This is a genomic window from Mycobacterium paraense, from assembly GCF_002101815.1.
In the GTDB taxonomy this organism is placed as follows: Bacteria; Actinomycetota; Actinomycetes; order Mycobacteriales; family Mycobacteriaceae; genus Mycobacterium; species Mycobacterium paraense.
Map to the genome: position 1 here is coordinate 61396 of NZ_LQPM01000010.1, position 20428 is coordinate 81823.

The following is a 20428-nucleotide window of genomic DNA, read 5'->3' on the forward strand; positions in this document are numbered from 1 at the left end:
ACTGGCAGTCGTCTGACACTTACTGGGAAACGCGGTTTATGACAACAACTTCCAATTCCTTCGGCGCCGCCGATGCCTGCTCCGCTGCCGACCTACCGGTGCTGCCCGTCCCGCGACCTGGGCACTGCCCGCTCGCGCCCCCGACCGAGTTCGCCCAGTGGCGGGACCAACCCGGGCTGCGAAGGGCGATGTTTCAGGGCAACCCGGTCTGGGTGATCAGCCGCTACCACGACATCAAAGCGGCGTTGGTCGATCCGCGCTTGTCCGCCAAGACGATTCCGGACTCCATCATGCCCAAGGACGACGAGAACAAGGTCCCGGTGATGTTCGCGCGGACCGACGATCCCGAGCATCATCGGTTGCGGCGCATGCTGACCAGTAACTTCACCTTCAGGCGTTGCGAATCGATGCGGCCCCAGATCCAGGCCATGGTCGACCGCTATCTCCGCCAGATGATCAATACCGGTGCGCCAGCCGATCTGGTGCGTGAATTCGCCTTGCCGGTGCCGTCAATGGTGATCGCGCTGCTGCTGGGCGTGCCGCCGGAAGACCTCGAACTCTTCCAGCGCAACACGACGAAGGGGCTCGACCAGAAGTCCAGCGACGCGGAAAAGGGTCAGGCCTTCGGGGCCATGTACGCCTACATCGAGGAGCTGGTGGAGCGAAAGGCGCGCGAACCCGGCGACGACTTGATCAGCCGCCTGGTCACCGAATACGTGGCGACCGGCCAACTCGACCACGCCACCGCGGCCATGAACAGCGTGATCATGATGCAGGCCGGCCACGAGACCACCGCCAACATGATCTCCTTGGGAACCGTTGCGCTGCTGCAACATCCCGCGGTGTTCGAGCGGCTCGGACAGACCGACGACGCCGCCGTCGTCGCGAACATCGTCGAAGAGCTGATGCGCTACCTCAGCATCGTGCACAGTCAGGTCGATCGCGTGGCCATCGAAGATCTGCTGATCGACGGCCAGCTGATACGCGCGGGCGAGTTCGTCATGATGAACCTGCCCGCCGGGAACTGGGACCCCGCATTCGTCGACGATCCCGAAACCTTCGACGTCGGCCGAAACGCCCGCGGGCACTTGGGTTTCGGGTACGGCGTGCATCAGTGCATCGGGGCGAACCTGGCCCGCGTCGAAATGCAGGTCGCCTTCGCAACGCTCGCGCGCCGGCTACCCGGGCTGACGTTGGCCGTGCCGCCGGAGCAACTCAAGTTCAAAGACGCCAACATCTACGGCATGAAAGAGCTGCCGGTCAGTTGGTGAGCACTGAGCTGCGGTTCGACGACGAGGTCGCCGTGATCACCGGCGCCGGCGGGGGACTGGGCAGGCAGTATGCGCTGCTGCTGGCGGGCCGGGGCGCGCGCGTCGTAGTCAACGACATCGGGGGCTCGGTGACCGGAGCCGGCTCCGACGGTGACGCGGCGGGCGGCGTCGTCGACGAGATCCGTCGCGCCGGCGGCCAGGCCGTCGCCGACACGCACAGCGTGACGACTCTCGCCGGCGCACAGGCGATCGTCGACACCGCCTTGAGCACCTGGGGGCGGGTGGACATCGTGATCAACAACGCCGGAATCGTCGACGACGCCCCGTTCGAGGACATGACCGCCGACCGGCTCGAGCCCCTCATCGATGTGCACCTACGAGGCGCGTTCTACGTGACGCGGCCCGCCTGGGCGTCGATGCGCGAGCGCCGCTACGGCCGGATCCTGAACACCTGCTCGGCGGCGGGAATCCTTGGCGCCGAACGCATGAGCAACTACGGTGCGGCCAAGACCGGGCTGATCGGCTTCACCCGGGTGCTGGCCGCCGAGGGGGCCGCTTATGGCATCAAGGCCAACGCCATCGCCCCGATCGCCTACACGCGGATGCTCGCGCACTCGATCGACGGTGCGCAGCGGCCGGATGACGCGGCGGCGCGGGCGATCATGGACGACCTTGTCGGCCAATACCTTCGGCAGCTCGACCCGGCGCTGGTGGCGCCGGTCGCGGCGTTCCTGACCCACCGGGACTGCCCGGTCTCCGGGGAGATCTACACGGCCGGCGCCGGGCACGTCGCGCGGTTTTTCATCGGCAGGACACGGGGTTTCCACCGTCCCGGGTTGTCCGTCGAGGACGTGCGTGACCACCTCGCCGAGATTCGCGACGAGGCCGGCTACACCGTTCCGGGCGGGCCCGCCGACGAGATGGCCGAGCTGTTCGCCGCCCTCGCCAACCCGCCCGGCTGACGGTCAGCTCTTCCTGCGGAAGGCGCGCCAGATCAGGAACCCGACGCCCACCGCGGCGGCCAGCACCACGGTGGTCAGGATCGTCTGCAGCGCGTCGATCGCGATCCAGCTGGGCTCGTAAGAGCCGGTGGCGCCGACGCATTCGAAGCTGACACTGGTCCCCGACTGGCCCGGTTTGTAGCTGTAGTTGGTGGTGTCGTACGCCAGCTGGTAGCCGCTGTCGCACACGAAGGGGCTCGTCCACATCGCGCTCGCCGGCATCGTTGCGGTCAGCGACGCGGCGGCGCCGATGCACAGGCCGAGGGCCCCGACGATCGCCCCGATCCGATCCGGCCACCCGCGCATGCCCCACGGCCGGCGGCGGCCCTGCGCGACTTGGCGCCTCGAGCCGACCTGCTGCGGGAAGCCGGGTGGCTGCGGGAAGCCGGGCGGCTGCGCCATGCCGGCGACCGCGCCGAAGCCCGGTGTCGCGCCCTGCTGCGAATACACGACCGAATGCCCCACCTTGAACGTCGCCTTGCCGTGCTTGAAGATGTTGTCGATCTGTTCCTGGGACAGGCCCGCCTGGGCCGCGGCTTGCATGAAAGCCTCTCGATGCTGCGCCATCTCGGGCGCGGACGGCCCACCGGGGCCGGCCGGACCGCCGGTGCGCAAACCCTCCCACAACGACTGCGCATACTGGCGTGCGCGATCGTCGGGATCCTGCCCGGCGGCCGCCTTGGCTTCGGCCAGTTGACGTTCCAGCTCGGCGATGCGCTTCTGCTCGGCGAGCTGACGTTCCAGGTCAGCGATGCGCTTTTCGGCGTCGTCGGCGTCCATCGGCAAATGGTCCCACGCCCAAACAGCGGGTGCAGCAAAATTCGGCACGCGCCAAGCGCCGAAGCTCAGCAGCTGAACGCGGTGCCGACACCGTCCGGGGGCGGCACCGACTTCAGGCAACCGAACGGCTGGATGCCGGCGGTCGCGAACCGCACCGCCGACTGATGGGCGTAGTTCACGCAGTACAGGCCCGATTGATCGGCGCGGCAGCGGTAGTCGCCGAATGACAGCGTGTCCCCGTCGGCCAGCTCGGGTCCGTTGCCGTTGAGGAACGGACCGGGGTCGGCCCGCGCCGAGCCGACCTGCAGGTTGGTCCCGTCGAAGTCGACCCAGCCGCCCTTCCAGTCGCCGTAGGCCGTGTCCGGTCGCGGCGGCGGATTGGCCAGGTTCACCAGGCACGAAAGCGCACCGCCGGTGCGCTTGGCATCGGTCATGCAGGAAACCTTGCCGGCTTGGGCGGTCAGCGCGATGTCGTTGCCGAGCGGGGTGGTGGCGCCCTGCCGCGTCGCGCTGTGATAGCGCCCCGGATCGGCGGGATGACCTGCTTCTATCCAGGCGATGACATCGGAAATCGCGGCGCCGGACGCCGGCGCGGCGGACGGCGCCGGCGGTTTGCTGCCCGACGGCGGGGTGGTCGTCGCGGCGGTGCCGGCCGAGGTCGGCGACGTGGTTGGCGGCCGTCCCGCGTTGTCGCCGCCGAGGTGCGAGCATCCGGCGACCAGCAACGCGACTGCGACCAGGGCGGCGATCCGCATCCCGCCAGGCTAACCGCCACGCCCCGGGATTCGGCCGCTAGCCGCGCCTCGGGGCCGTGGTGTCGGCTACCGTCACTGGTATGCATGAGCGCACCATCCGCGCCCGCACCACCGCCGGCACCGTCGAAGGCTTCACCCGCGACGGCGTAAACCGCTGGCGATCCATCCCTTACGCCCGCCCGCCCGTGGGGCCGCTGCGGCTCCGGGCGCCGCAGCCCGCGCCGCCGTGGTCGGGTGTGCGGCACTGCCACGGCTTCGCCCACTGCGCGCCCCAGCAGCGCCGCTACACGATGCTGGGTGTGGGGCGCTATCAGCCGATGAGCGAGGACTGCCTCACCCTCAACGTCGTCACGCCGGAAGTCCCGTCCGACAAGCCGTTACCGGTGATGGTCTTCATCCACGGCGGCGGCTACATCCTGGGCAGCTCGGCCACGCCGCTGTACGACGGGGCGGCGCTGGCGCGCCGCGGCTGTGTGTACGTATCGGTCAACTACCGCCTGGGCGCCCTGGGCTGCCTGGACCTGTCGTCGCTGTCCACCCCCGAAATGCCGATCGACAGCAACCTCTACCTACGCGACCTGGTGCTGGCGCTGCAGTGGATCCGCGACAACATCGCCGAATTCGGCGGCGACCCGGCCAAGGTCACCATCTTCGGGGAGAGCGCGGGCGCGCACATCACCGCCACGCTGCTGGCGGTGCCCGCCGCCGAAGGCCTGTTCGCCCAGGCCATTTCGGAAAGTCCGGCCTCCGGTATGGTGCGGTCGCGGGAAACGGCCGCCGAGTTCGCGACGCGCTTCGCCCGCCTGCTCGGCGCCCGCCCGCAGGACGCGGCGACCGCGCTGCGGCGGGCGTCCGCGGCGCAGTTTGTGGAGACCCAACATCGGCTGATCGACCAGGGCATGGAGAACCGGCTCGGCGCTTTCCCGATCGGCCCGGTTTTCGGCGACGACGTCCTGCCCGTGGATCCGGTCGAGGCCATGCGGACCGGCCGCGCGCATCGGGTGCCGCTGATCGTGGGCACCAACGCCGAAGAGGGCCGCCTGTTCACCCGGTTCCTGCGCATGCTGCCGACCAACGAGTCGATGATCGAGGAGTTGCTCGCCGACACGGAACCCGCTGCGCGCGAACGCATCACCGCCGCCTACCCCGACTACCCGGCGCCGTCGGCCTGCATCCAGCTCGGCGGCGACTTCGCGTTCAGCTCGGCGGCCTGGCAGATCGCCGAGGCGCACGGCGTCCACGCGCCCACGTACCTGTACCGATACGACTACGCCCCGCGGACGCTGCGCTGGTCCGGCCTGGGCGCCACGCACGCGACCGAGTTGCTGGCGGTTTTCGACGTCTACCGCACCCGATTCGGTGCCCTGCTGACCGCGGCCGCGGATCGACGAGCGGCGCTGCGGGTCAGCAATCACGTGCAGCGCCGGTGGCGGTCGTTCAGCCGCACCGGCTCGCCGGGTGACGACTGGCCCCCCTACACCCCGGACGACCGCGCCGTGATGGTGTTCGACCGCAAGAGCCGGATCGAGTTCGATCCGCACCCCCATCGCCGGATGGCATGGGACGGCTTCTCACTGGCGCAGTGACCTGGCACGCTGTCCGTCATGCATGCCGACACAGAGCAAGTCATCGAACGACCCGGTGATCTCACGGCGGCCTGGTTGGCCGCCGCGATCGGCACCGGACCCATTGCCGACTTCGCCGTGGAGCGCATCGGCACCGGCCAGATGAGTGAGTGCTACCGCGTCCGGCTCACCTACGCCGATGCCGAGGGGCCCGAGTCGGTGGTGCTGAAGGTCGCGGCGTCCGATCCGGTGAGCCGGCAGACGGGCTCGGCGCTGGGGCTCTACGAGCGTGAGGTCCGCTTCTACGGCGACATCGCGCCGCGCCTGGGCGGGCCGGTGGCGCCCTGCTATCACGCCGCCGTCGACACCGCGACGGGCGCGTTCGACCTGCTGCTCGGCGACGCGGGACCTGCCATCGTCGGTGACGAGATCGCCGGTGCGACAACCGCACAGGCCCGCCTCGGCGTCGTCGAGCTGGCGCGGTTGCACGGGCCCCTGCTCGGCGACGCGGCGCTGGCCGACGCGCCGTGGCTCAACCGCGATTCGCCGCTCAACCAGGCGATGATCGCCCCGCTGTACGCCGGCTTCATCGACCGGTACGGCGAGCAGATCGCGCCCGAGCACCGCGTCGTATGCGAACGCCTGGTGGCCGCGTTCGACGGCTACCTCGCCCAGGAGTCGGCCGAGGACCGGATCCGTGGCCTGGTGCACGGCGACTACCGGCTGGACAACATGTTGTTCGGCACCGCCGGGGCCGACCGCCCGCTGACCGTCGTCGATTGGCAGACCGTGTCTTGGGGGCCGGCGCTGACGGACCTGGCGTACTTCCTCGGCTGCGCGCTGCGCACGCAAGACCGCAAGGAGCGGTACGACGAATTGCTGCGCGCCTACCACGAGGCGCTGGGGCCGGCGGCGCCGATCACCTTCGCCGACGTCGCCGAAGGGGTTCGGCGCCAAAGCTTTTTCGGCGTGATGATGGCGATCGTCTCGTCGATGCTGGTGGAGCGCACCGACCGCGGCGACCGGATGTTCATGACCATGCTGGAGCGCAACTGCGAGCACGTGCTCGACACCGATGCGTTGGCGACGCTGCCCGACCCGGTGGCGGCCGAGCCGCTGCGGCCGACCGAGGGGGACGAGCTCGCCCACACCCCGACCGCCGAACCGCTGTGGAGCGAGAGCTGGTACGCCGACTTCGCCGATCCCGCACAGGGATTGGGCGGCTGGTTCCGCATCGGCCTGATAGCCAACCAGGGCAAGGCCCTGGTGCACGCGCTGCTGTGCGGACCCGACCTGCCGACCGTTGCCGTCGACGCCGAAGTCCCGCTGCCGGAAGACCCGCGGGTGGTGCGCGCCGACGGCTTCGAGATCGGCCACTCCGCCAGCGTGCCGCTGCAGGCCTACCGCGTCGACGTGCGGGCGCGGGCCCAGGCCTACCCCGACCCGTCGGCGTTGCTGCGCGGTGAGCCCGGAACGCCGGTCGAGATGGCGATGAATCTGGAGTGGGCCACCGACGGCACGCCGTACAAGTACCGGCTCACGACGCGCTACGAAATCCCTTGCACCGTCACGGGAACCGTCACGATCGACGGCACGAGCTACCGCCTCGACGCGGTGCCCGGGCAGCGCGACCACTCCTGGGGGGTGCGTGACTGGTGGAGCATGGACTGGATCTGGAGCGCGCTGCACCTGAACGACGGCACCCACCTGCACGGCGTGAACATCCGCATCCCGGGCGCGCCCGCGTTCAGCATCGGCTATACCCAGGACGCCGGCGGCAACGTCGTCGAGCTGGATGCCATTGCCTCGCGGGAGGCCTTCGGCGACAACGGATTACCGCTGGACGCGACGCTGGATCTCAGCCCCGGCGGCATCACCGCGGACATCGAGGTGCGCGGCCAGGCGCCGGTGCGACTGGTCGCCGCCGACGGGCGGGTGAGCCAGTTCCCGCGCGCCTGGGTCAGCGTCAGCACCGCGGACGGCCGCGCCGGTGTGGGCTGGGTGGAATGGAACCGCAACCTGCCGCAGTAGCCGCCCGGCCACCCGTCGTGGTGATGGGGGTCTCGGGATCGGGGAAGTCCACGGTGGGCGCGGCGTTGGCGCAACGGCTGCAGGTGCCCTTCGTGGACGCCGACACCCTGCACCCGCCGGCCAACATCGCCAAGATGACCGCCGGTGAACCGCTGACCGACGACGATCGCTATCCGTGGCTGGAAACGGTCGGCGCTTGGCTGGCCGGCCATCGCGGCGGCGGGGTGGTGAGTTGCTCGGCGCTCAAGCGCAAGTACCGCGACCAGCTGCGGGCACACTGCCCGCCGGTGGAGTTTTTGCACCTGCGCGGTTCGCCGGAACTCATCGGCGCCAGGCTGGCCGCTCGGCCCGGCCATTTCATGCCGGCGGCGCTGCTGCGGTCGCAGTTCGACGCGTTGGAACCGCTCGGTCCCGACGAGGCCGGGGTCACCGCCGACGCCGGCCAGGCCGTCGACGCCATCGTCGACGCCTTTACCGCCTGGCGACCACCCCCGTAGCATTATGCTACGATTTGTAACGAAGTGTTGCAGGGACGGAGGAAGGTCATGGCCGAGGCTCTCGATCGCGTCACGCGGGTGGCCGCCGACCTGATGGACAGCGCCGCATCGGAGGGTGCCCGGCAGAGCCGTTCGGCCAAGCAGCAACTCGACCACTGGGCGCGGGTCGGGCGCGCGGTATCCAGTCAGCACACCACCTCTCGACGACGGGTGGAGGCCGCCCTCGCGGGCCGCTTGGCGACCGGCGACCTCACCGTCGAGGAGGGCGTCGTGTTCAACGCCGAGATCTCGGCGGCCATCGAGGAAAGCCTGGCCCGCACCGACTACGGGGCCGCGCTGGCCGGGCAGGGGATCGCCACGGTCGCTCTCAACGACGCCGGCGACATCGTCGAGTACCGACCCGACGGCACGGAGGCGCCGCTTGCGGCCAAGCGCTGATCGTGACCCGGCGGCTCGATGAAGCGACTCGACCTGGTGGTCGGGCCCAACGGCGCCGGCAAGTCGACGTTCATCGCCTTCACGCTCTCGCCGCTGCTGCCCGGAAGTCTGGTGGTCAATGCCGACGAGATTGCTCGGCAGCGCTGGCCGGAGGACCCGGCGTCGCACGCCTATGACTCGGCGCGAGTCGCCGCCGAAACCCGGGCGAAGCTGATCGAGCTGGGCCGCAATTTCGTTGCCGAGACGGTGTTTTCGCATCCGACGAAGCTCGACCTGATCCGCAGCGCGCGCGGACAGGGCTTCACCGTTGTCCTGCATGCGCTGCTGATCCCGGAAGACCTTGCCGTCGAGCGCGTCCGGCACCGCGTGCTCGCCGGCGGCCACCACGTGCCGGAGGCCAAGATCCGCCAGCGGCACCGCCGGTTGTGGGCGCTGGTCGCCGACGCCATCGCTTCTTCCGATATCGCGACCGTCTACGACAACAGCCGCCTGCGCGGGCCGCGCATCGTCGCCCGATTCAGCGGGGGCGAGCCGGTCGGGGATCCCGATTGGCCGGTGTGGACGCCGGAGGAACTGGGGTCGCGCTGGTCGAGATGAGCGCGCTCCGGCCCCGGCGGCTACCAGGGAAGGCGGCGCCGACGGGAGGGGACCTGGTCGCCGACTCGTTCGCGGGCGGCGTCGGCCAGTTGACTGCCGCGTGCGGCCGCCGTGTTGGCGAGCTCGCTGCCGCGCAACCGCGCGATCTCGGCGAACTCCACCCCGCGGTCGCGCGCCGTATCGGCCAGCTCCTCGCCGCGTTTGCGCGCCTTCTTGGCCAGCGGCGCGCCCTTTTCCGCCGCCGTGCTCGCCAGCTCCTCGCCGCGTTTGCGCGCCTTCTTGGCGAGCGGGGCGCCCTTCTCCGCGGCGGTGTTGGCCAGTTCACGGCCGCGTTCCAGGGCGGCCTCGGCGTAGGGGGCGCCGCGCTCGGCGGCGGTGCTGGCCAGTTCGCGGCCGCGTTCGAGCGCGGCTTCGGCGTAGGGGGCGCCGCGCTCGGCCGCGGTGCTGGCCAATTCGCGCCCGCGTTCCGCACCGACCTGCAGGCCGTGCACGATCCGCTCGCCGAGTTCGTCGAACGTGTCGTCGGATCCGGGCAGCGCCGAGGACACCCGCTCGGAGAGCCGCTCGGCCGCCTGGCGTCCGCGCCACCCCAACGACGGCTTGCCGGCCGTATCGGCCGAGGCGATCATCAGCCCACCCAACAGGCTGAGGTCGGTCAGGAAGTCCTTGCGCTTCTGGGCCTTGAGGGTGGGATCGCTTTCGCTCCAGAACATGTGCGCGCCGAGGTTGGCCGGAAGCACCGTGAAGGCAAGCGCCGCAGAGGCGATCCGCGGCGCCTTGCCGGTGGCAAGCAACAGACCGCCGCCGATTTGAACGGCGGCGTTGATTTGAGCGAACGTCTGGGGGTCGCTGGGGATGCTGCTGCCGACGGGATCCGGCAGGGCCCGAAGACCGTCGACCGCCGGCGCCGCGGCCTCGGCCGCGGGCTTGGGATTGAGGAACGAGTCGATTCCCTGGCCGATGAACACCGCCGACAGCAGGGGCCTCGCGATTCTGCGGATCAACATGGCAGCTGGGTTACCCGACCGACCGGCAAACAAACCGTGCGCCCCCGAGGTCCGGTCGAACGCCCAGCTAGTGGCCCGCCGAGGCTAGGGTGGACCCGTGCGAGCGTTGGTCATCGTCGACGTCCAAAACGACTTCTGCGAGGGCGGCTCGGTGCCGGTTCACGGCGGCGCGCGGGTGGCCTCCGCCATCAACGACTACGTGGCCGGCGAGCCCGGCTACGACCACGTGGTGGCGACCGCGGACTACCACGTCGACCCGGGCGATCACTTCTCCGACCACCCCGACTTCTCGTCGTCCTGGCCCCCGCACTGCGTCGCGGGCAGCCCCGGCGCGGATTTTCATCCCGCCCTCGACACCGGTCCCGTCGAGGCCGTCTTCCGCAAGGGTGCCTCGGCCGCGGCCTACAGCGGCTTCGAGGGCGCCGACGAAAACGGCACGCCGCTGCTCGAGTGGTTGCGGCGTCACGGGGTCGACGAGGTCGACGTCGTCGGCATCGCCACGGACCATTGCGTCCGGCGGACCGCCGAGGACGCGGCCCGGGCCGGGCTGACCACGAGGGTGCTGGTCGACCTGACGGCGGCGGTGGCAGCGGACTCCGCCGCGGCAGCGTTGGAGGAGATGAGAACCGTCGGCGTCGAGCTGGTCGGCGGGCACTGATGGTGGTGCCGCTGGATCGGGAGCGTCTGCTCGCCGCGGTGGAGCGCTCACCGCAGGCCGCCGCCGCGCACGACCGTGCCGGGTGGGTCGGGCTGTTCGCCGCCGACGGCCGCATCGAAGACCCGGTGGGGTCCCGGCCGCACCGGGGGCACGCCCAGATCGGCCGGTTCTACGACACCTTCATCGGTCCGCGCGACATCAAGTTCCATCGCGACCTCGACATCGTGTTCGGCACAAGCGTCCTGCGCGACCTCGAGCTCGAGGTGTCGATGGGCCCTGCCGTGACGATGTACATTCCCGCGCTGCTGCGCTACGACCTGCGAGAAGCCAACGGCAGCTGGAAGATTGGCAGGTTGCGCGCCTACTGGGAGTTGCCGGCGATGATGCTGCAGTTCCTGCGAACCGGGCCGGGCGCGGCGTCGCCCGCCCTGCAGCTGTCGCGCGGCCTGCTGGCCAACCAGGGCCTGCGGGGGACCGCCGGCTTCGTGGCCGGCTTTCGGCGGGTCGGTTCGCGGCACAAAAGGCTGGCGCTGGCTTTCCTCGGCGCCGTCTCGCGCAACGACAAGTCCGCGGCCGCCCGTGCGTTATCTGCCCGTGCCCCAATAACTTTGGGTGACGACGACCCGCTCGACATCGGCGAGCTCGTCGAGCAACTCGGCGGGGCCGGCTGCACCAAGGTGATCGGCGCCGGTGCCACGGTGGCGGTTTCGGTCAATTCGGCGCACGGCCGCGGGATCGTGTTCGTGGAGGTGGCGTGGCCGGGCAACGCGATCAACCGGATCCGGTACTTTCCCGCCTGAGGCCGGCCGAACTCAGCGCGCGATCGACAGGGCCAGCGTTGCCGCGGACAGGCACAGGTAGGCGCCGGGAAACGCGATGTTGTACAGGACGCCGGCCCGCAGGTGCGTGATGACCGCGCCCACGAAGAACAGGACCAGCCCGGCGGCGGCCGCGATCCCCAGCGCCGGCAGGCCCAGGAGCCCCACCACCAGCCCGGCGGCCCCCGCCAGCTTCGCCGCCGCCAGTGGCGGCAACCACGAGCGCGGCACGCCGACTTCGGCCGAATTCGCCAGGACGAACCCGGCGGGAATGAGGTCGGCCACGGCGATTCCGGCGGTGACGACGGCGGTTGTCAGCGCGACGAGTACGTAGGCGGTGTGCATCTGACTCAATCCCTTGTCCTACAGCTGTTTCCACAGCGGCGAGCCGGATGGCCGCGCGGCACGTTGCGGCGCACAATCGGTAGGGTCATGGTGCTGGTCTCCTTTGCGACAGAGAGTTGGATGGATGCGTTCATCTTCTTGACGACTCCGGCGCAGGAAAGGTGACCCATGAGCGCACCGAAAAATATGGTCGATCTCGCGCAACGGTTCGACGCGGATCGGCGGCACCTGAGGTCGGTCGCGTTTGGGCTGCTCGGCTCGGTGGCCGACGCCGACGACGCGGTGCAGTCGGCGTGGCTGAAGGCCAGCCGGCACGGAATCGACGGCGCTGACGGGGTGGCCAACCTCACCGGCTGGTTCACGACGATCACCGCCCATGAGGCGCTCGACCAGCTCCGCGCGCGCAAGCGGCGCGCCGAGCAACCGCTCGCCGACCCCGACGAACTCGACCGCCTCGCCGCAACCGTGGCGGCCCCCGCCGACGAGGCCGCGCTGCTGGCCGACTCGGTCAGCACCGCGCTGCTGGTGGTGCTCGATCGGCTGTCGCCGGCCCAGCGCGTCGCTTTCGTGCTGCACGACGTCTTCGCGATGCCCTTCGAGACCATCGCCGGGCTGCTGGACCGGTCCCCGGCGGCCGCCAAGAAGCTCGCGAGCCGGGCGCGCGGCCGACTGCACGGCGGCCCGGCCGTCGAACCCGCTCGCGCGGCCGCGCATCTCGAGGTCGTGGAGGCCTTTCTGGCCGCGTCCCAAGGCGGCGACATCGCCGCCCTGCTCGAGTTGCTGGCGCCCGACGTCTTGCGCCGGGTCGACCCGGCGCTGGTCGGAGCGGGCGTGCCGACAGAGCTGCGCGGCGCGAGAGAGGTCGCCGAGGAGACTCGCCATTTCACCCGGCGCGCGCGGGCCGGCGTGGTGCTGCTCATCGACGGCGCCCCGGGCGTCGTCATCGCGCCGCGCGGGCGCGCCCAAATCCTGCTGCGGATCGGCCTGGGACTCGACGACCGCATTCACACCATCGACATCACCGGCGATCCGGACCGCCTGCGCCGGGCCGTTTTCACGCTCCCGGCCACCGGGCAAGATCGGAAGCGTCATGCTGGATAAGCCGTTTGGCCGACGAAGCCTGCTGCGCGGTGCGGGCGCGCTCACCGCGGCGTCGCTGGCCCCGTGGGCCGGCGGCTGCGCGCCCGATGACGACGCGTTGACCTTCTTTTTCGCCGCCAATCCCGACGAGCGGGATCGCAGGTTGCGCATCGTCGAGGAATTCCAGCGCCGACATCCCGACATCAAGGTTCGCCCGGTGCTGTCGGCGCCGGGCGTGATGCAGCAGCTCTCGACGTTTTGCGCCGGCGGCAAGTGCCCGGACGTGCTGATGGCCTGGGAATTGACCTATGCCGAACTGGCCGACCGGGGGGTGTTGCTGGACCTGAACACCATGCTCGCGCGCGACCCCGCCTTCGCGGCGGAACTGAGATCGGACAGCATCCCCTCGCTGTACGACACCTTCGCGTTCAACGGGGGCCAGTACGCGCTTCCCGAGCAGTGGTCGGGCAACTACCTGTTCTACAACAAGCGGCTCTTCGCCGAGGCCGGGCTGCCGCCGCCGCCCGGCACGTGGGACCGGCCGTGGAGCTTCGCCGAGTTCCTGGACACCGCCAAAGCCCTGACCAAGCGCGACGGATCGGGCCGCGCCTCGCAGTGGGGCTTCGTCAACCTGTGGTTCTCGTACTACTCGGCCGGGTTGTTCGCCATGAACAACGGGGTCCCGTGGGCCAGCCCGCTCACCAACCCCACCCACTTCAATTTCGGCGATGACGCCTTCATCGAGGCGGTCCAGTTCTACGCCGACCTGTCCACCAGACACCGGGTGGCGCCCGACGCATCCGAGGTGCAGTCGATGTCCACGCCCGATCTGTTCGCGTCGGGTAAGGCGGGCATCGCGATGGGCGGCCACTGGCGCTACCAGACCTTCATCCGCGCCGAGGACCTCGATTTCGACGTCGCCCCGCTGCCGGTCGGGCCGCGCCGGCAGGGACAGCCCGCCCGCTCCAATATCGGTTCCACCGGGCTGGCGATCTCCGCGAGCAGCCAACGCAAGCAACAGGCATGGGAATTCGTGAAATTCGCGACCGGGCCCGTCGGTCAGGCGCTGACCGGTGAATCCACCCTCTTCGTGCCGGTGCTGCGCTCCGCGCTCAACTCGCCCGGCTTCGCCGCATCGCACCACCGGATCGGCAACCTCGCCGTGCTCACCCAGGGCCCGGCCTATTCGGACGGAATGCCGGTCACCCCGGCGTGGGAGAAGATCGTCGCCCTGATGGACCGCAGCTTCGGACCCGTGCTGCGCGGATCGCGGCCGGCGACGTCGCTGACCGGGCTCTCGCCCGCCCTCGACGAGGTGCTGCGCAACCCATGACCTCGACCGCTACCCGCAAGAGCGCCAACGGATCCGGTCCGTTGCGGCGGCGCGCGCGGGCGGGCCGCCTTTTCGTGGCGCCGAACCTGACGGCGGTCGCGGTGTTCATGATCTTTCCGCTGGTGTTCTCGCTGTACATGAGCTTTCAGAGCTGGGATGTGTTCAGGCCGCCGAAGTTCGTGGGGCTGAAGAACTTCAGGGAGTTGTTCACCTCCGACCCGCTGTTTCTCATCGCCATCCGCAACACGGTGATCTTCACGGTGGGCACGGTGGTCCCGACCGTCGTCATCAGCCTCGTCGTGGCCGCGCTGCTGAACCGCAAGGTCAGGGGCATCGGCGTCTTTCGCACCATCGTCTTTCTGCCCCTTGCCATCTCGTCGGTGGTGATGGCGGTCGTGTGGCAGTTCGTCTTCAACACCGACAACGGGCTGCTCAACATCATGCTCGGCTGGGTCGGCATCGGCCCGATCCCCTGGCTGGTGGACCCCAACTGGGCGATGGCGTCGCTCTGCGTCGTCAGCGTCTGGCGCGCCGTGCCGTTCGCCACCGTCATCTTGTTGGCCGCGATGCAGGGGGTGCCGGAAAGTGTCTACGAGGCGGCCAAAATCGACGGTGCGGGCGAGGTCCGGCAGTTCGCGTTCATCACGGTGCCGCTGATCCGGGGGGCCATCTCGTTCGTGGTGGTCATTTCGATCATCCACGCGTTCCAGGCGTTCGACCTGGTCTACGTGCTCAACGGCGCGAACGGCGGACCGGAGAGCGCGACCTATGTGCTGGGCATCATGCTGTTCCAGCACGCCTTCTCCTTCCTGGAATTCGGCTACGCCTCGGCACTGGCCTGGGTGATGTTCGCGATCTTGCTCGTGTTGACCGTCGTGCAGCTGCGCCTCACCCGGCAGCGTTCGTGGGAGGCTTCCGGTGGCCTCGGCTGAGCGGACGTTCACGCGCAACGTCTTTCGCGCCGTGGTGGTCTATGCCGCCCTGCTGGCGATCGCGTGGTGCTGGCTGTTCCCGATCGCTTGGGCGGTGTCCGGCTCGCTGAAGAGGGAAGGGGAGGTGACCGAGCCCAGGCTGTTGCCGGCGCATCCCCAGTGGTCGAACTACACCGAAGTGTTCTCGCTGATGCCGTTCGGGCGCATGTTCTTCAACACCGTGCTGTACGCGGGGTGCGTCACGGCCGGGCAGGTCTTCTTCTGCTCCCTGGCCGGATACGCGTTCGCGCGGCTGCAGTTTCGGGGTCGCGACACGCTCTTCGTGTTGTACCTGGGCACCCTCATGGTGCCGCTGACCGTCACGGTGATCCCGCAATTCATCCTGATGCGCGCGCTGGGCTGGGTGGACACGCCGTGGTCGATGATCGTGCCGGGTTTGTTCGGCAGCGCGTTCGGCACTTACCTGATGCGACAGTTCTTCCGAACGCTGCCCAGCGATCTCGAGGAGGCGGCGATCCTGGACGGCTGCTCGCCGTGGCAGATCTACTGGCGGATCCTGTTGCCGCACGCGAGGCCGGCGGTGCTGGTGCTCGCGGTGCTCACCTGGGTCAACGTGTGGAACGACTTCCTGTGGCCCTTGCTGATGCTGCAGCGCGACAGCCTCGCCACCCTGACGCTGGGCCTGGTTCGGCTGCGGGGCGAATACGTCGCCCGCTGGCCGGTGATCATGGCGACCTCCATGCTGATCATGGTGCCGCTGGTGATCATCTACGCTGTCGCGCAGCGCTCCTTCGTGCGCGGGATCGCCGTCACCGGAATGAACGGATAGCCATGGCCTCGGTGAGTTTCGAGCAGGCGACCCGCCGCTACCCGGGCGCGGATCGCCCCGCCCTGGACGGCCTCGACCTCGACGTCGGGGACGGCGAGTTCGTCGTGCTGGTCGGGCCGTCCGGCTGCGGCAAGACGACCTCCCTGCGGATGGTGGCCGGACTCGAAACGCTGGATTCCGGGCGCATCCGGATCGGGGACCGTGACGTCACCAACGTCGATCCGAAGGATCGCGACGTCGCGATGGTGTTCCAGAACTACGCGCTGTACCCGCACATGACCGTGGCGCAGAACATGGGTTTCGCGCTGAAGATCGCCAAGACCCCGAAGGGCGAGATCCGCGAGCAGGTGCTGGCCGCGGCGAAACTGCTTGACCTGCAGCCCTACCTGGATCGCAAACCCAAAGACCTCTCCGGCGGGCAGCGCCAGCGGGTGGCGATGGGCCGCGCGATCGTGCGCCGGCCGCGGGTGTTCCTGATGGACGAGCCGCTGTCCAATCTCGACGCCAAATTGCGGGTGCAGACCCGCAACCAGATCGCGGCGCTGCAGCGCCGGCTCGGAACCACAACGGTTTACGTCACCCACGACCAGGTGGAGGCGATGACCATGGGGGACCGGGTCGCGGTGCTGTGCGACGGCGTGCTGCAACAGTTCGCGACGCCGCGCGAGCTCTACCGCAACCCGGACAACGTGTTCGTCGCGGGGTTCATCGGGTCACCGGCGATGAACCTGTTCACGCTGCCGATCGTGGACGGCGCGGTGTCGCTGGGGGACTGGCCGATCGCGCTGCCGCGCCAGATGGCTGCCACCGCAACCGAGGTCGTGGTCGGGGTCCGCCCCGAGCACTTCGAGCTGGGGGGCCTCGGCGTCGAGATGGAGGTCGACGTGGTCGAGGAGCTCGGGGCCGACGCCTACCTCTACGGCCGGATCACCGGATCCGGCAAGGTGATCAGCCAGCCCGTCGTCGCGCGCGCCGACGGGCGTCACCCGCCGGAAAAGGGCAGCCGGGTGCGCCTGCATCCGGAGCCCGGGCACTTGCACTTCTTCGGGACGGACGGTCGCCGAATTTCGTAGGCCGGCCGAACGTGGAGTCGTGGCGCCAGACCGGCGCGATTGCGCGCCACAAGTCGACGTTGGGCGCCGGAATCTAGCCGCGCGCGCAGCCGATCGCCTGCAGCCGGCGCTGCACGCGATTGATGTCATCCTGCGAGGGCATCGCGTTGGTGACGTGGGTGATCGCCACCCCGACGTCGGCGGTGCTGATCGGCGGGCACCGGCGCATGATCAGTTCTCTTGTGATGGTGGTGATCTCGTCGTTGGATACGCGCCGACGCGACAACGCCGCCAGCGGCACGTACCCCGTCACCGGCATGCCGGTGGGGTAACCGGCGCGCACGAAGGCGACAATGCTCGATACCCAATGGGACAGGTCCATTTCGTCCACCTCGCTCACCGTCACACGCTGTGCATTAACGGCACTTAGCAACGTAGCAGTGGCGACGTCATCAGCCCGGTAAGACCACGCAGTTACTTACGACTAATTTATGGATTTTTCAGGCTTGCGCCCGAATCCTTAGTGCTTTAACAATTTCGAATTGCCGTCACGCACGTTGCGGCGCCGGCTTTTATGAGGCGAAACTCGCCGCGGCGCAAATGCGGTCCGGCAACTATTGGCCCGGCGCGCCCTAAGGGCGTTTGGCCGCAACGCTTCCTAGTATTGCCGGGTGGTTGATCGCTATGGCACTGATGTCCTCGCCGCCGGGCGCCGCAAGCCCCGCTCGACCGAGCAGCCGGCCGAGCTTGGCCTGGTCGTCGAGGACGTGGAGACCGGCTATGTCGGCGCGGTGGTGCGGGTCGAGTACGGTCGCGTCGAGCTGGAGGACCGCCACGGCCGCACCCGCGGCTTTCCGCTCGGCCCTGGGTATTTGCTCGAGGGCCGCCCCGTGATCCTCACCGCGCCGCGTCGCGCGGCGCCCGCCGCGACGGGCAGGACGGCGTCCGGTTCGGTCGCGGTGCCCGGGGCGCGGGCCCGCGTCGCGCGGGCCAGCCGCATCTACGTCGAGGGCCGCCATGACGCCGAACTGATCGCCCAGGTGTGGGGTGCGGATCTGCGCATCGAGGGAGTGGTCGTCGAGCACCTCGGTGGGATAGACGATCTGGTGGGCATCGTGGCGGAGTTCCGGCCCGGACCCGGCCGCCGGCTCGGGGTGCTCGTGGACCACCTCGTCGCGGGTTCGAAGGAGGCGCGAATCGCCGAGGCGGTACGACGGGGGCCGGGCGGCCCCGACACGCTCGTGGTGGGCCATCCCTACGTCGACATCTGGGAGGCGGTCAAGCCGCAGCGGCTTGGACTGGCGGCCTGGCCGGCCGTCCCGCGGCATATGGAGTGGAAGCACGGTGCCTGCGCGGCGCTGGGCCTGCCGCACGCCGGCCAGGCGGACATCGCGCGTGCCTGGCGCAAAATTCGCTCGAGCGTGCGCGATTGGAACGACTTGGAGCCGGCCCTCATCGGCCGCGTCGAAGAGCTCATCGACTTCGTGACGCAGCCGCCCGGCGCCTGAACTTCGCCGGCCAAAAGATCCGCGGGATTTTATTCGCCCGCAGACCCGGCGCGGTGCCGGCGACCTGCCCCACGAACGCCGCCGTCCCGCGAATCAGCTACCTCGGCGGCGCCGATCGCACCCCACAAACGCCACTACATCGAGCAGAGTCGGTTCCACTGAGCAACGCCGAAAGCGACCCGGCAGCTCGCGCGTGGCGTGAGATTTCAGGCAAGTGATCCCGCGCGTCCCCGGCGCCTGGTCGGCCGGCCCGCCGTCACGCATCGGTACCCGGGAGCACTAATCCGGTGAAGGCCCACATTCATCGGAAACGGAGGAAGTTCATGACCGACGCGCTCGTCATCGATGCCGCGGGGCTCGACCGGCTGTCGTGTAATGCCAAGGCCAACCCCGAGACCGGCAAGAAGACGCTGAAAGCCAGGACGGTCTGTGAGACGGGTTTCCGGAACGTCACCTATGTGCGCGACCTGGCGCCGATGCTGGTCGGCGAGCCACCTGCGCTGCTGGGCGACGACTCGGCGCCCAACCCCTCGGAGACCGCCCTTGCCGCCCTCGGGTCGTGCGTTTCGGTCGGCCTGCTGGCCAACGCGACGCACCGCGGCGTCACCCTCACCAAGATCGAGGTCGAGATGGAGGGTGACATCGACATCTCCGCGGTGTGGGGCGTGGGCGACACCCCCGATGGGAAACACCTGGGCTTCAGCGCGGTCCGCTGCACGGTAACGCTCGCCGGAAACGCCGACGACGCCACCCTCAGGGAGATCCACGACAACGCCATCGCGTGGTCGCCCGTGGTCAACACGTTCCGCCGCCCGGTCAGCGTCGACTCGGCTCTGATCACCGAATAGGAGACAGCGCGTTGACCACCACGACGGAGGCCGCGGCCGGCCGGCTCGGCCTCGAACTGCTGCAGGACATCCGGGCCCACGCCGGGGCCCTGGACCGCGGCGAGCACCCCTCCCGGCGCAGCTTCATCGCGTTGGGGGAGGCGGGGCTGCTCGGAATCGGCGCGCCGCGCAACGTCGATGGCCGGCTTGCCGAGATGGCCGACGTCATCCGCCGGATCGCCGCAGAGTGCATGAGCACCGCGTTCTCGGTGTGGGCCCACCGGATGACGGTGGAATACTTACTCACCGCCGCAACGCCTTTCGGCGAGGCAGCCGCTCGTCGACTGCTCGCCGGGACCGCGCTCGGAGTGACGGGCATGGCGGCGGCGTTCAAGGAGGCCGCGGGCTGCGGCAGCGTGGAACTGACCGCCACGCCCGCCCACGGCGGGTATCACGTCTCCGGCCCGATCCGATGGGCAAGCAACCTCTACTCCGACTCGACGATGGTCACCGCCGTGCGCGCCGAGAGCGGCGAAAGGCTCATCGTGGCAATGCCGTTGGATACACCGGGAATCGTCGTGGGAGAGCCCTTCGATCTGTTGGCGCTGGGTAGTACCGCCTCGTCATTTTTGAATCTGCACGGCGCATACGTGCCCGCCGAGCAGGTGCTGTCGCGCGACTTCGACGGCTTCCTGCACGGGGTGCGTCCGACCTTCCTCGTGTTGCAGTCGGCGATGTGCCTGGGACTGGCGAGCACCGCCTTGGAACAAGCCCGGCTGAGCCTGACAGGAACCAACGCGGTGTTCGGAGCCGATGTCGACCGCCTCGCCGAACGGCTTGCCTCGGAGGAGGCAACGTTGGCGCGGCTGGCCGCCGCCGTCGGCGGGCCGGGCGCGCCGACGAAGAAGGAGCTGCTGTCGCTGCGGCTTGCCGCGGCGGAACTATCCAGCGGCGGCGCCGATTTGGAGATCCGAACGGCCGGCGGCAAAGGGTATGCCAGCAGGACCGCGGCCAGCCGGCGCTACCGGGAGGCCGCGTTCATCCCGGTCCAGTCGCCCTCGGAGGCGCAATTGCGGTGGGAACTCGCCCGATGCGACTGAGCGA

22 protein-coding genes are annotated in these 20428 nt (G+C 69.5%); 17 read left to right on the forward strand and 5 right to left on the reverse strand.

Going from position 1 to position 20428, the window contains the following annotated elements:
• Positions 1–38 precede the first annotated feature (38 nt).
• Both AWB89_RS09135 and AWB89_RS09140 read left to right on the forward strand, forming a co-directional pair.
• Complete coding sequence (locus AWB89_RS09135) at positions 39–1271, forward strand: cytochrome P450 (protein ID WP_085173011.1); 1233 nt, start codon at positions 39–41, stop codon at positions 1269–1271.
• A complete protein-coding gene (locus tag AWB89_RS09140; RefSeq protein ID WP_085173014.1) occupies positions 1268–2233 on the forward strand; it encodes an SDR family NAD(P)-dependent oxidoreductase in 966 nt (321 codons plus the stop codon). The genes AWB89_RS09135 and AWB89_RS09140 overlap by 4 nt, the downstream gene beginning before the upstream one ends.
• 3 nt (positions 2234–2236) lie before the next feature.
• Here the strand turns inward: AWB89_RS09140 and AWB89_RS09145 are convergent, their stop codons facing one another.
• Together AWB89_RS09145 and AWB89_RS09150 are read right to left on the reverse strand one after the other, a co-directional pair.
• The gene (locus AWB89_RS09145; protein ID WP_085173016.1) at positions 2237–3052 is read right to left on the reverse strand and encodes a hypothetical protein; all 816 of its coding nucleotides are present in this window, start codon (positions 3050–3052) and stop codon (positions 2237–2239) included.
• A gap of 65 nt (positions 3053–3117) precedes the next feature.
• Positions 3118–3807 (reverse strand): hypothetical protein, encoded by a 690-nt coding sequence (locus tag AWB89_RS09150; RefSeq protein WP_085173018.1) that lies wholly within the window; start codon positions 3805–3807, stop codon positions 3118–3120.
• Positions 3808–3887: 80 nt separating this feature from the next.
• On the opposite strand from AWB89_RS09150, the gene AWB89_RS09155 reads away from it, so the two are divergent.
• From AWB89_RS09155 to AWB89_RS09175, 5 genes are read left to right on the forward strand one after another with little or no spacing between them, the layout of a single operon-like run.
• Complete coding sequence (locus tag AWB89_RS09155; protein ID WP_085173021.1) at positions 3888–5393, forward strand: carboxylesterase/lipase family protein; 1506 nt, start codon at positions 3888–3890, stop codon at positions 5391–5393.
• Between the two features lie 18 nt (positions 5394–5411).
• A complete protein-coding gene (locus AWB89_RS09160) occupies positions 5412–7403 on the forward strand; it encodes a DUF7064 domain-containing protein (protein WP_085173023.1) in 1992 nt (663 codons plus the stop codon).
• Entirely contained in the window at positions 7379–7900 is a 522-nt protein-coding gene (locus AWB89_RS09165) for a gluconokinase (protein ID WP_241520452.1), read from the forward strand. Before AWB89_RS09160 ends, AWB89_RS09165 begins: the two co-directional genes overlap by 25 nt.
• Positions 7901–7948: 48 nt before the next feature.
• On the forward strand, positions 7949–8338 hold the full coding sequence (locus AWB89_RS09170; RefSeq protein WP_085104818.1) for a TA system antitoxin ParD family protein: 390 nt from the start codon (positions 7949–7951) through the stop codon (positions 8336–8338).
• 18 nt (positions 8339–8356) lie between these two features.
• Positions 8357–8935 (forward strand): ATPase, encoded by a 579-nt coding sequence (locus AWB89_RS09175; RefSeq protein ID WP_085173032.1) that lies wholly within the window; start codon positions 8357–8359, stop codon positions 8933–8935.
• Positions 8936–8955: 20 nt separating this feature from the next.
• Here the strand turns inward: AWB89_RS09175 and AWB89_RS09180 are convergent, their stop codons facing one another.
• The gene (locus AWB89_RS09180; RefSeq protein WP_085104823.1) at positions 8956–9942 is read right to left on the reverse strand and encodes a DoxX family membrane protein; all 987 of its coding nucleotides are present in this window, start codon (positions 9940–9942) and stop codon (positions 8956–8958) included.
• Positions 9943–10039: 97 nt separating this feature from the next.
• Here AWB89_RS09180 and pncA point away from each other — a divergent pair, with 97 nt between their 5' ends.
• Entirely contained in the window at positions 10040–10600 is a 561-nt protein-coding gene (gene pncA / locus AWB89_RS09185; RefSeq protein WP_085104826.1) for a pyrazinamidase PncA, read from the forward strand.
• Positions 10600–11400 (forward strand): ketosteroid isomerase family protein, encoded by an 801-nt coding sequence (locus AWB89_RS09190; RefSeq protein WP_085173034.1) that lies wholly within the window; start codon positions 10600–10602, stop codon positions 11398–11400. Before pncA ends, AWB89_RS09190 begins: the two co-directional genes overlap by 1 nt.
• Positions 11401–11412: 12 nt before the next feature.
• On the opposite strand, the gene AWB89_RS09195 is transcribed toward AWB89_RS09190, so the two are convergent.
• Entirely contained in the window at positions 11413–11763 is a 351-nt protein-coding gene (locus AWB89_RS09195; RefSeq protein ID WP_085173036.1) for a DoxX family protein, read from the reverse strand.
• Between the two features lie 168 nt (positions 11764–11931).
• On the opposite strand from AWB89_RS09195, the gene AWB89_RS09200 reads away from it, so the two are divergent.
• Genes AWB89_RS09200 through AWB89_RS09220 form a run of 5 tightly spaced genes read left to right on the forward strand, consistent with a single transcriptional unit; the run spans position 11932 to position 17010 of the window.
• Positions 11932–12864, forward strand: a complete 933-nt coding sequence (locus AWB89_RS09200; protein WP_085173038.1) for a sigma-70 family RNA polymerase sigma factor — start codon at positions 11932–11934, stop codon at positions 12862–12864.
• Complete coding sequence (locus AWB89_RS09205) at positions 12854–14176, forward strand: ABC transporter substrate-binding protein (RefSeq protein ID WP_085173040.1); 1323 nt, start codon at positions 12854–12856, stop codon at positions 14174–14176. Before AWB89_RS09200 ends, AWB89_RS09205 begins: the two co-directional genes overlap by 11 nt.
• On the forward strand, positions 14173–15108 hold the full coding sequence (locus tag AWB89_RS09210; protein WP_085173042.1) for a carbohydrate ABC transporter permease: 936 nt from the start codon (positions 14173–14175) through the stop codon (positions 15106–15108). The genes AWB89_RS09205 and AWB89_RS09210 overlap by 4 nt, the downstream gene beginning before the upstream one ends.
• Positions 15095–15937 carry a carbohydrate ABC transporter permease gene (locus tag AWB89_RS09215; protein ID WP_085104839.1) on the forward strand — a complete coding sequence of 281 codons (843 nt, stop codon included), beginning with the start codon at positions 15095–15097 and terminating at the stop codon, positions 15935–15937. Before AWB89_RS09210 ends, AWB89_RS09215 begins: the two co-directional genes overlap by 14 nt.
• Positions 15938–15939: 2 nt before the next feature.
• The gene (locus AWB89_RS09220) at positions 15940–17010 is read left to right on the forward strand and encodes an ABC transporter ATP-binding protein (protein ID WP_085104841.1); all 1071 of its coding nucleotides are present in this window, start codon (positions 15940–15942) and stop codon (positions 17008–17010) included.
• 73 nt (positions 17011–17083) lie between these two features.
• Here AWB89_RS09220 and AWB89_RS09225 read toward each other — a convergent pair whose 3' ends face one another.
• Positions 17084–17371 (reverse strand): DUF3349 domain-containing protein, encoded by a 288-nt coding sequence (locus AWB89_RS09225; protein WP_085173524.1) that lies wholly within the window; start codon positions 17369–17371, stop codon positions 17084–17086.
• A 289-nt stretch (positions 17372–17660) separates the two neighbouring features.
• On the opposite strand from AWB89_RS09225, the gene AWB89_RS09230 reads away from it, so the two are divergent.
• From AWB89_RS09230 to AWB89_RS09240, 3 genes are all read left to right on the forward strand, one after another.
• Complete coding sequence (locus AWB89_RS09230; RefSeq protein ID WP_085173044.1) at positions 17661–18497, forward strand: DUF3097 domain-containing protein; 837 nt, start codon at positions 17661–17663, stop codon at positions 18495–18497.
• Positions 18498–18820: 323 nt separating this feature from the next.
• Positions 18821–19345: an OsmC family protein gene (locus tag AWB89_RS09235; RefSeq protein WP_085099949.1), complete on the forward strand. Its 525-nt coding sequence runs from the start codon at positions 18821–18823 to the stop codon at positions 19343–19345.
• An 11-nt stretch (positions 19346–19356) separates the two neighbouring features.
• Positions 19357–20424 carry an acyl-CoA dehydrogenase family protein gene (locus tag AWB89_RS09240; protein WP_085173046.1) on the forward strand — a complete coding sequence of 356 codons (1068 nt, stop codon included), beginning with the start codon at positions 19357–19359 and terminating at the stop codon, positions 20422–20424.
• Positions 20425–20428 lie beyond the last annotated feature (4 nt).

Bases quoted from the DNA above. Each gene is read 5' to 3' on its own strand.
- AWB89_RS09135 (WP_085173011.1), top strand. From the start codon at position 39: ATGACAACAACTTCCAATTCCTTCGGCGCCGCCGATGCCTGCTCCGCT.
- AWB89_RS09145 (WP_085173016.1), bottom strand. From the start codon at position 3,052: ATGGACGCCGACGACGCCGAAAAGCGCATCGCTGACCTGGAACGTCAG.
- AWB89_RS09150 (WP_085173018.1), bottom strand. From the start codon at position 3,807: ATGCGGATCGCCGCCCTGGTCGCAGTCGCGTTGCTGGTCGCCGGATGC.
- AWB89_RS09155 (WP_085173021.1), top strand. From the start codon at position 3,888: ATGCATGAGCGCACCATCCGCGCCCGCACCACCGCCGGCACCGTCGAA.
- AWB89_RS09160 (WP_085173023.1), top strand. From the start codon at position 5,412: ATGCATGCCGACACAGAGCAAGTCATCGAACGACCCGGTGATCTCACG.
- AWB89_RS09165 (WP_241520452.1), top strand. From the start codon at position 7,379: ATGGAACCGCAACCTGCCGCAGTAGCCGCCCGGCCACCCGTCGTGGTG.
- AWB89_RS09170 (WP_085104818.1), top strand. From the start codon at position 7,949: ATGGCCGAGGCTCTCGATCGCGTCACGCGGGTGGCCGCCGACCTGATG.
- AWB89_RS09175 (WP_085173032.1), top strand. From the start codon at position 8,357: ATGAAGCGACTCGACCTGGTGGTCGGGCCCAACGGCGCCGGCAAGTCG.
- AWB89_RS09180 (WP_085104823.1), bottom strand. From the start codon at position 9,942: ATGTTGATCCGCAGAATCGCGAGGCCCCTGCTGTCGGCGGTGTTCATC.
- AWB89_RS09190 (WP_085173034.1), top strand. From the start codon at position 10,600: ATGGTGGTGCCGCTGGATCGGGAGCGTCTGCTCGCCGCGGTGGAGCGC.
- AWB89_RS09195 (WP_085173036.1), bottom strand. From the start codon at position 11,763: ATGCACACCGCCTACGTACTCGTCGCGCTGACAACCGCCGTCGTCACC.
- AWB89_RS09200 (WP_085173038.1), top strand. From the start codon at position 11,932: ATGAGCGCACCGAAAAATATGGTCGATCTCGCGCAACGGTTCGACGCG.
- AWB89_RS09205 (WP_085173040.1), top strand. From the start codon at position 12,854: ATGCTGGATAAGCCGTTTGGCCGACGAAGCCTGCTGCGCGGTGCGGGC.
- AWB89_RS09210 (WP_085173042.1), top strand. From the start codon at position 14,173: ATGACCTCGACCGCTACCCGCAAGAGCGCCAACGGATCCGGTCCGTTG.
- AWB89_RS09220 (WP_085104841.1), top strand. From the start codon at position 15,940: ATGGCCTCGGTGAGTTTCGAGCAGGCGACCCGCCGCTACCCGGGCGCG.
- AWB89_RS09225 (WP_085173524.1), bottom strand. From the start codon at position 17,371: ATGGACCTGTCCCATTGGGTATCGAGCATTGTCGCCTTCGTGCGCGCC.
- AWB89_RS09235 (WP_085099949.1), top strand. From the start codon at position 18,821: ATGACCGACGCGCTCGTCATCGATGCCGCGGGGCTCGACCGGCTGTCG.